The organism is Micromonospora sp. NPDC004336 (genome assembly GCF_053602615.1).
In genome coordinates, this window is sequence record NZ_JBSGDY010000211.1 from 1 (window position 1) to 9,029 (window position 9,029).

8 protein-coding genes are annotated in these 9,029 nt (G+C 73.5%); 2 read left to right on the forward strand and 6 right to left on the reverse strand.

Annotated elements, in window-relative coordinates:
- Positions 1-64: 64 nt before the first annotated feature.
- Positions 65-1,030 (reverse strand): Gfo/Idh/MocA family protein, encoded by a 966-nt coding sequence (locus ACWENR_RS27555; protein WP_452279860.1) that lies wholly within the window; start codon positions 1,028-1,030, stop codon positions 65-67.
- A complete protein-coding gene (locus ACWENR_RS27560; protein ID WP_452279861.1) occupies positions 1,027-2,127 on the reverse strand; it encodes a DegT/DnrJ/EryC1/StrS family aminotransferase in 1,101 nt (366 codons plus the stop codon). Before ACWENR_RS27560 ends, ACWENR_RS27555 begins: the two co-directional genes overlap by 4 nt.
- Positions 2,128-2,342: 215 nt before the next feature.
- Here ACWENR_RS27560 and ACWENR_RS27565 point away from each other — a divergent pair, with 215 nt between their 5' ends.
- Positions 2,343-3,476: a lysylphosphatidylglycerol synthase transmembrane domain-containing protein gene (locus ACWENR_RS27565; RefSeq protein WP_452279862.1), complete on the forward strand. Its 1,134-nt coding sequence runs from the start codon at positions 2,343-2,345 to the stop codon at positions 3,474-3,476.
- A 232-nt stretch (positions 3,477-3,708) separates the two neighbouring features.
- Here the strand turns inward: ACWENR_RS27565 and ACWENR_RS27570 are convergent, their stop codons facing one another.
- From ACWENR_RS27570 to ACWENR_RS27585, 4 genes are read right to left on the reverse strand one after another with little or no spacing between them, the layout of a single operon-like run.
- A complete protein-coding gene (locus ACWENR_RS27570) occupies positions 3,709-4,896 on the reverse strand; it encodes a glycosyltransferase family 4 protein (RefSeq protein WP_452279863.1) in 1,188 nt (395 codons plus the stop codon).
- Positions 4,897-4,909: 13 nt separating this feature from the next.
- Complete coding sequence (locus tag ACWENR_RS27575; RefSeq protein WP_452279864.1) at positions 4,910-5,377, reverse strand: acyltransferase; 468 nt, start codon at positions 5,375-5,377, stop codon at positions 4,910-4,912.
- Positions 5,374-6,306, reverse strand: coding sequence for an NAD-dependent epimerase/dehydratase family protein (locus ACWENR_RS27580; protein WP_452279865.1), 933 nt, complete (start codon positions 6,304-6,306; stop codon positions 5,374-5,376). The genes ACWENR_RS27575 and ACWENR_RS27580 overlap by 4 nt, the downstream gene beginning before the upstream one ends.
- Positions 6,307-6,330: 24 nt before the next feature.
- Complete coding sequence (locus tag ACWENR_RS27585) at positions 6,331-7,470, reverse strand: DegT/DnrJ/EryC1/StrS family aminotransferase (protein WP_452279866.1); 1,140 nt, start codon at positions 7,468-7,470, stop codon at positions 6,331-6,333.
- A gap of 117 nt (positions 7,471-7,587) precedes the next feature.
- Here ACWENR_RS27585 and lhgO point away from each other — a divergent pair, with 117 nt between their 5' ends.
- Entirely contained in the window at positions 7,588-8,784 is a 1,197-nt protein-coding gene (gene lhgO, locus ACWENR_RS27590; RefSeq protein WP_452279867.1) for an L-2-hydroxyglutarate oxidase, read from the forward strand.
- The last annotated feature ends 245 nt before the right edge of the window (positions 8,785-9,029 follow it).

Genomic DNA, 9,029 nt, shown 5'->3' on the forward strand with positions numbered 1-9,029 from the left:
CACTGGCTGATCGCCGAGGTGAAGGTGGTCGCCCCGCCCCTCTCTTGTGCGCTCGTCCGGCGCGTCAGCGCCCGTTGTCGGCGAAGAGCCGGCCGACGACGCGGTGCGCGGGCAGGATGCGCTGCCGCTCCACGTCGGCGTCGACGGTGCCGGCGACGATGTCCAGGAAGTGGTCGAGCTGGGCGGCGAGCGGCTCGCGGTTGGTGAGCAGCTCCGGCACCTCGATGATGCTCTGCTGCCGGTAGCCGCGCCCGTCCGGCGTGGCCGCGTCCGAGGACACGTGCCGGTAGATCGTGACGTGCTTGCGGATCAGGTCCGCCTCGATCAACCGCTCGACCTCGCTGATCACCAGCGTGCGGACCTTGCGCTGCCCGATCCGGCTGGCCGAGACGTTCGCCAGCGCGCCGCTGCCGAAGCTGAGCACGGTCTCCGCCACGTCCTCCGCCTCGGTGAGCGAGTCGGGGTGGAAGTGGCCGAAGGTGCCCCGGACCATCGCCGGCTCCTCGCCGCCGAACGCCTGGATCGCCAGGTCGACGTCGTGGATGAGCAGGTCCCAGGCGACCCCGGTGCGGATCCGCGGCGCGTACGGCGAGTGCCGCGTGGCGGTCAGGTGCACCGGACGGTCGACCAGGGCGAGGGCGGTCAGCACCGCCGGGTTGAACCGCTCCAGCAGCCCGCACAGCAGCGGCACGCCGCGCTTGCCGGCGGTGGCCACGATCTCCTCGGTCTCGGCGAGGTCGCCGCAGACCGGCTTCTCGATCAGCAGCGGCTTGTCGGCGGCGAGCACCTGGTCGGCGAGGCCGTGGTGGAACTCGGTCGGCGCGGCGATCACCACGGCGTCGACGTCGGAGAGGTCGTCGGCGTTCGGGGCCCAGCCGGCCCCGTACCGCTCGGCGATCTGCTGGCCGACAGAGCGCCGGGGCTCGATGACCCGGGCCAGCTCGGCCCGCTCGGACTGGGCGATCACGCGGGCGTGCAGCGAGCCCATCACCCCGGTGCCGACCAGGGCGAAACGCAGCTTGGCGGTCACGCGCCCACCGCCGCCCGGACGGCCTCGACCACCTGGTCCAGGTCACTGTCGCTGAGGTGGTGGTGCACCGGCAGCGAGACGCACTGGCGCACGACGCGCTCGGTCACCGGCGCCGGGTCGGCGACGACGCGGGGGTGCTCCCGGTAGCAGTCGTAGTCGTAGACCGTCTTCGGGTAGTAGATGCCGCAGCCCACGCCGCGCTCGGTCAGCCGGGCGATCACCTCGTCGCGGGTGACCGGGGCCTCGTCGGTGACCAGCACCGTGTACTGGTGCCAGACGTGCGACCGGCCGGGCAGCTCGGTCGGCAGGCGCAGCCCGGGGACGTCGGCCAGGCCGGCGGAGAGGCGGGCCGCGTTGTCCTTGCGGCGCTTGACGTTCTCGCCGTACGCGGCGATCTGCGGGATGCCCAGCGCCGCCTGCAGGTCGGTGAGGCGGTAGTTGTGCCCGGCCACCTCGTACTGGTAGCGCTGCCGCATGCCCTGGTTGCGCAGCACCCGCAGCCGGTCGGCGAGCCCCGCGTCGTTGGTGGTGATCATGCCGCCCTCACCGGTGGTGAGGTTCTTGGTGGCGTACAGCGAGAAGGTGCCGAGCCCGAAGCTGCCGGCGCCGCGCCCGGAGATCGTCGCCCCCAGGGACTGGGCGGTGTCCTCGACGAGGCCGAGGCCGTGCTGCCGCGCCAGCGGGGCGATCGCGTCCATGTCGGCGGGCTGGCCGTACAGGTGGACCGGCATGAGCACCTTGGTGCGCGGGCCGACGGCGGCGGCGAGGGCCTCCGGGTCGACGCAGAAGTCGTCCTCGCGGATGTCGGCGAACCGGGCGGTGGCGCCCGCCTCGAGGATCGCGTTGAGGGTGGCGACGAAGGTGAAGGGGCTGGTGACGACCTCGTCGCCGGGCTGGAGGTCGAGCACCTGGAGCGCGGCGACGAGGGCCGTGGTGCCGTTGTTGACGGCCACCGCGTGCTCGACGCCGACCAGGTCGGCGAACTCGCGCTCCAGGCGGGCCACCATCGGTCCCTGCGCGATGACGCCCGAACGGATCACCTCGACCGCCAACCGTTCGGCCGCCTCGTCCAGCTTGACGACGGAAATCGGGATCACAGGAGCTCTCCTTGGGGTGTGGGGCAGCGTGCAGACCGTAGCAGCGCGGGAGGGGCCCGGCACATCTGGACCGCCTCGGGGAGAGTCCGCGCACGCCCGGCCCGGGCCCCGACTCGCCGCCGGCCTGGGTTCGTGGTAACCACCGCCCTGCGCTAGTCTCGGCGAATTGTGCAGGCGACCCTGACGGGTCAGGGCGACGCGGAGGCAGGACGGCCGTGGCAGAGACCTCGACCCAGGTCGAAACGGTGACCGCACCGGCCGGGGGGGCCGGCGCGGCGAAGAGCCGGTCCCGCTGGCTCTCCCTGGGGGTACGCATCGTCGTGATCGCGGCGATCGCCGCGGGCATGACCTGGAGCGTCGTCAGTCAGTGGCCGGACGTCCGGCAGACCTGGCTCGACCTGGCGTGGCCGTCGGTGGTGCTCGCCGTGCTGGCGGTGCTCGCCGGGATGTTCGCCAACTCGATGGCGTGGCGGGCCGCCGCGGCGGACCTGGAGCACAAGGTGTCCGTTCCCGCCGCCCTGCGGATCTGCATGGTCGGGCAGCTCGGCAAGTACATCCCGGGCAGCGTGTGGGCGTACGTCCTGCAGATGGAGCTGGGCCGGCGGGCCGGCCTGCCGCGCGCGCGGGCCTTCCTGGCCACGCTGGTCGCGCTGGGCCTCGGCGTGGTCGCCGCGCTCGGCGTCGGCCTGCTCAGCCTGCCCTCCCTGCTCGATGCGACCGCCGAGACCGGGGCCGAGTACGCGGAGCCGGTCCGGGTGGCGCTCTACATCGTCGCCGTGCTCTTCCCCATCGCCCTGATCTGCGCCATCCCGGCGGTGCTCACCCGGCTGATCCAGCTCACCCTCAAGGTGCTGCGCCGCCCGCCGCTCCAGCACAAGCTGACGCTGCCCGGCGTGCTCCGGGTGGTCGGCTGGAGCGCCCTGGGCTACACGCTGTTCGGCGTGCACCTGTGGCTGCTGGCCAACGCGCAGGCCGCTCCCGGCCTCGGCGGCCTGCTGCGCAGCATCGGCTCGTTCGCCATCGCGATGACCGTCGGGATGTTCGCCTTCCTCTCCCCCTCCGGGCTGGGCGTCCGGGAGGCCGTGCTGGTCGCCACCATGGCGCCCTTCCTCGTCGACGCCGGCGGCATCGGCGCGGCGACGGGCATCGCGCTCGCCTCGCGGCTGATCTTCACGGTGGCGGACCTGCTCGCCGCCGGAATCGCCGCCCTGTCCGGGATGCGGCAGCTCCGCCGGGGGACGCCCGCCGACGCGCTCCCCGACGACGAGGCAGCGGCCGTGGCGGTCGAGCCGGTCCCCGCGCCCCGCTCCGCCGCCGACCGGGCCGCCGCGCCGGTCACCACGCGCTGATCCGTCCCGCCCGGGCGACGGCCACCGCCGCCCGGGCCCTGGCTGTACCGCCCCCGCGCCGGGCGACGACCACCGCCGCCAGGGCCACGCCGCGCCGCCGCCGCGCCGGGCGACGGCCCTGGACCGGGCGACGGCACCGGATCGTCGCGGGGGTCCGGTCCGCCCGAGCACCAACGAACGACGGCGCCCCCGACCATGTTGCTGGTCGGGGGCGCCGTCGTCGGGCGTACGGTCAGCGGCGGCGGCCGGCCGCCATCTCGCCGAGCACCTCGAGGTGCCGGTGCAGCACGCGGTCGAGGCTGAAGCGTTCCCGGATGAGCGCCTGGCCGTTGACGCCGATCTGCTTGGCCAGGGCCGGGTCGGTCAGCGCGGCGATCAGCCGCTCCGCCAGGCCCGGCACGTCGCCGGGCCGGCAGAGCAGCACGTTCTCGCCGTCGCGCAGCGAGATGCCGGGGAAGTTGTCCGCCCGCGCGGGCGCCACCACCGGCACGCCCGCCGCCATCGCCTCCAGCGTCGCCGTGCCGAGGCCGAGCCCCTGCTCGTGCGACTCCACCGTGGCGGCGGCCAGGTAGTCGGGGATCTCGCTCTTGGGCACCTTGCCGGCCGCGATGACGGCGTGCTCGACGCCGAGCGCGCGGGCCCGCTCCGCGAAGACCCCGTAGTAGACCTGGCCGCAGACGAGCAGCTTCGCGTCGGGCACCCGGGCCAGCACCGCGGGCAGCGCCTCGACCAGCGCGATCCGGTCGCGCAGCGGGATCACGTGCCCCACCGACAGGATCACCGGCGAGGTGCCCAGGTCGTGGCGCTCGCGGACCCGCTGGGCGTTGCCGCCGACGACCCAGTCCGGGTCCACGCCGACCGGGATCGGCACCAGGCCCGAGTGGGCGCCCCGGTAGCGGGCCTCGATGTATTCCTGCATGAGCACGTCCATCACCACGAGCCGCGGCCTGGACCGCCGCATGAACGGCTTGACCATGGTGGCGTCCAGCCCGCGGAACACCTTGGCGTAGCGGGCCTGCGGGTTCTCCAGCCGGGTGTGGATGGACAGCAGCGCCGGCACCCCGCGCTTGCGCGCGTAGAGCGCGGTCGCCCAGGTCAGGTCGAAGAACTGGCCGTGCTGGTGGATGACGTCCGGCCGGAACTCGTCGAGCAGCTTGCGGACGTGGCGCAGCAGGGTGGGCCGGCTGGTGAACGAGATGTCGAAGCTCACCGCCAGCCGGGTCTGCGGCAGCATCCACGCCGGGAGGCGGACGATGCGCAGCCCGTCGCGCTCCTCGACCGCGGGGGCGTCCTGGTAGGCGGCGGTGAGCACCAGGACGTCGTGCCCCTCGGCGGCGTAGCCCTTGGCGAGCGACTCGGACAGGTGCGAGCTTCCGCCCGCGCGCGGCGGGAAGAAGTTGTTGACGACTGCGATACGCACGGGAGGGGCGCTCCTAGCTATCCGCGACAGGGACGAACCGGACATCGCCGCCGTCCAACTCGACTGTGGAGACCACCCGGGCCGGGACGCCCGTCACGACCGCCCCCGGTGGCACGTCCTTGGTGACCACGGCGCCCGCGCCGACGACGGCGCCGTCACCGATGGTGACGCCCATCATCACGGTCGCGTTCGCCCCGATGAAGACCCGGTCGCCGATCACCACCGGCGCCCGGTCCACCGAATCATGGGCACGACCCGACACGCAACGCCGCGCCGTGGAGTGGGTGTAGATCTGCGCGCCGCAGCTGATGTCGCAGCCGGCGCCGATGGTCAGCCCGCCGGAGCCGTCGATGACGGTGAACGCGCCGATCCACGTCCCGGCGCCGATCACCGGCTCGCCGATGACCCAGGCGTGGGGGTTGTACGGGTTCGCCGGGAGCCCGTGCGACGACGGGCCCCCGGCGGACGGCGGCTGGGTCACGCGACCTCGGTCTTGATGAGGTCGGTCATGCCGTCCTCGACCGCGATGGTCGGCTCCCACCCGAGCACCTCGCGGGCCCGGGTGATGTCGGCCGCGCGGCGGCTGACCAGCACCTCGCGCGGGTTGAACTGCGGCTGCACGTCCACGCCGACGGCCTTGATCAGGATCTCGGCCAGGGTGGCGATCGAGGTGTCGATGCCGGTGCCGATGTTGACCGGCACGTTGCCCTGCTCGGCCTCCATCGCGGCGACCACGGAGCGGGCGATGTCGTGGACGTGGATGAAGTCCATCGACTGCTCGCCCTTGCCGTCGATGACCGGCGGCTCGCCGTTCTTGAGCCGCTTCACGAAGTGGTTGATCACCGAGGTGTAGTAGGCGGTCGGCTTCTGGCCCGGGCCGTAGACGTTGAAGAACCGCAGGGCGATCCAGTTCAGGCCCTTGCTGCGCTGGTAGAAGCCGAGCAGGTCCTCGCCGGCCCGCTTCGAGATGCAGTACGGGGTGAGCGGGTCGAGCCGGTCGTCCTCGTGCATCGGCAGCTTCTTCGGGTCGCCGTAGACCGACGCCGACGACGCGAAGACCAGCCGCTTCACGCCGTGGTCGGCGGCGGCGGCGAAGACGTTGTGGTTGCCGACCATGTTGATGTCGATCGACTCGTACGGGTCGGCCTGGCTCTTGTTGATCGAGACCGCCGCCAGGTGGATGACGTAGTCGCAGCCCTTCATGGCCGCGTGCACGGCGCCGCCGTAGCGGACGTCCTGGTCGATCAGCTCGACGTCGCCGGTCGCGACCAGCTCCGCGACGCGGTCCCGGTCACCGCGGAACATGTTGTCGAAGATGCGGACCCGGTAGCCCTTCTCCAACAGCATCGGCACCACGTGCAGGCCGATGAAACCCGCGCCTCCGGTGATGAAGACGGTCTGCTTCGACATGGCGGAGCGTGTCCTTCCTGGGGGTCAGCGGCTGGTGGCCGCGGTGTTGACGACGTCTACCAGCGTGGCCGCGACGGTCTCGACCTGGGCGTCGGTGAGGTTGGCGTGCATCGGGATCGCCAGGTGCCGGGCGAACAGGTCCGCCGAGACCGGGCAGGGCGTGGTCTGGCCGTAGAGCGGCTGGGCGTGCGAGGCGTACGTGCCGAAGGTGCACTGCACGCCGCGCTGCCGCAACTCCAGCGCCACCGCGCCCCGGTCGACCGAGGGGTCGAGCGTGACGACGTACGACTGCCAGGGGTGCTCGCGGTCCGGCGCCTCGTACGGGGTGGTGATCAGCTCGTGGTCCTTGAGCAGCTCGCCGTAGCGGGCCGCGGTGCGGCGCTTCGCGGCCAGCAGGTCCGGCAGCCGGTCGAGCTGGGCGAGCATGATCGCCGCGGAGATGTCGGAGAGCCGGTAGTTGTAGCCCAGCTCGGTGAACGTCGGGATCGGCAGGTGCGACAGCTCGGCGCGGGTGAGCGCCCCCTCCACCCCGTACGTGTGCAGCTTGCGGGCGTGCGCGGCGAGGTCGTCGCGGTCGGTGACGTAGGCCCCGCCCTCGCCGGCGGTGATGCCCTTGCGGCCGTGGAAGCTGAAGGTGGCGACGTCGGCGAGGCTGCCGGCCGGCCGGCCCTTGTAGGTGGCGCCGGCGGAGCAGGCGGCGTCCTCGACGAGGAACAGGCCGTGCCTGTCGGCGATGGCGCGCAGCTCGTCGTAGTCGGCGGGCTGGCCGAACGCGTCGACGGCGATGATGCCGACGGTGCGCGGGGTGACGGCGGCCTCGACGGCGGCCGGGTCGACCGTCCAGGTGTCCGGCCGCACGTCGGCGAAGACCGGCTTGGCGCCGGTCCACATCACGGAGTGCCCGGTGGCCGGGAAGGTGTAGTCGCCGACGATCACCTCGTCGCCCGGCTTGACACCGAGAGTGAGCAGCGCGAGGTGCAGCGCCGAGCCGCAGTTGCTGGTGGCGAGGGCGTGCCGGGTGCCGACGGTGGCGGCGAAGCGCTCCTCGAAGCGGCGGCAGGTGGGCCCGGAGCCGGCGAGCCAGCCCGAGGCGAAGACCTCGGCGATGGCGGCGAGCTCGGCCTCGCCGACCGTGGGCTGGCCGAGCGCGATGACCTCAGACATGTGACCCCCAGAGTGATGGACCCGGAGCAGTCTAGGCCAACCGGGCGGGTCGTCCGCGAGTCGGGCGCGCGGGTCCGTGTGGTTACCATCGGTCGCGGCGTCGGCAGGGGAGATGAGATGACCAGGTTCGTGGTGGTGGGTGGCGGCATCGTCGGGCTCGCCGTGGCACACCGGCTGATGACCGACCGGCCCGGGGACCAGGTCACCGTGCTGGAGAAGGAGGCCGGCTGGGCGGCCCACCAGACGGGCCACAACTCCGGCGTCATCCACGCCGGCGTCTACTACAAGCCGGGCAGCCTGAAGGCCACCATGTGCAAGGCCGGCAGCGCCTCGATGGTCGAGTTCTGCGAGCGGCACGGGATCGCGTACGACATCTGCGGGAAGCTGATCGTCGCCACCGACGCCGCGGAGCTGCCCCGACTGCACGACCTGCACCAGCGCGCCCTCGCCAACGGCCTGCCGGTGCGGCTGATCGAGGCCGCCGAGGCGGCCGAGCACGAGCCGCACGTGGCGGCCGTCGCCGCGCTGCACGTCGCGTCGACCGGCATCGTCGACTTCGGGGCGGTCTGCCGCAAGCTCGCCGAGCTGCTCGCGGCGGGCGGCGCGGACCTGCGGACGGAGACCGAGGTCACGGCCGTGGCCACCCGGCCGGAGGGTGTGGTGGTGAGCACCACCCGGGGCGAGGTGGTCGCGGACGTCCTGGTCAACTGCGCCGGCCTGCACGCCGACCGGATCTCCCGGCTGGCCGGGGTGCCGACGCCGGTGCGGATCGTGCCGTTCCGCGGCGAGTACTACGAGCTGGTGCCGCAGCGGCAGGGCCTGGTGCGGGGCCTGATCTATCCGGTGCCGGACCCGCAGTTCCCGTTCCTCGGCGTGCACCTGACGAAGATGATCGACGGCAGCGTGCACGCCGGCCCGAACGCGGTGCTGGCGACCGCCCGGGAGGGCTACTCCTGGGGCCGGATCAGCCCGCGCGACATCTGGGACGAGCTGACCTACCGGGGCCTGTGGGCGCTGGGCCGCCGCCACTACCGCTACGGGCTGACCGAGGTGGCCCGGTCGCTGTCGAAGAAGCGGTTCGCCGCGAGCCTGGCCCGGCTGGTGCCGGAGCTGACCCCGGCCGACATCGTGCGGGCCGGCGCCGGCGTCCGCGCCCAGGCGATCCTGCCCGACGGCGGGCTGGTCGACGACTTCCTGATCGTCGAGGCGGACCGGCAGGTGCACGTGCTGAACGCGCCCTCCCCCGCCGCGACCAGCTCGCTGGAGATCGCCCGGCACATCGTCTCCCGGCTCCCGGTCGACGCGCCCCGCTGACCACCCACGCGCCGCCGCCCCCCGGCGGGCGGGCGCCCGGCCCGCGTGCCGTCGGCGGGCGGGCGGTCAGGCCGGCGTCGCGTGCGGTCGTCCGGCGTGCGGGGTCAGGTCGGCGTCGCGTGCGGTCGGCGCGTGTGCGCCCGGCCCGCGTGCCGTCGGCGGGCGGTCGGTCAGGCCGGCGTCGCGTCGGCGGGCGGGCGGTCAGGCCGGCGTCGCGTCGGCCGCGCGCGGGCGGGGCACGCCCG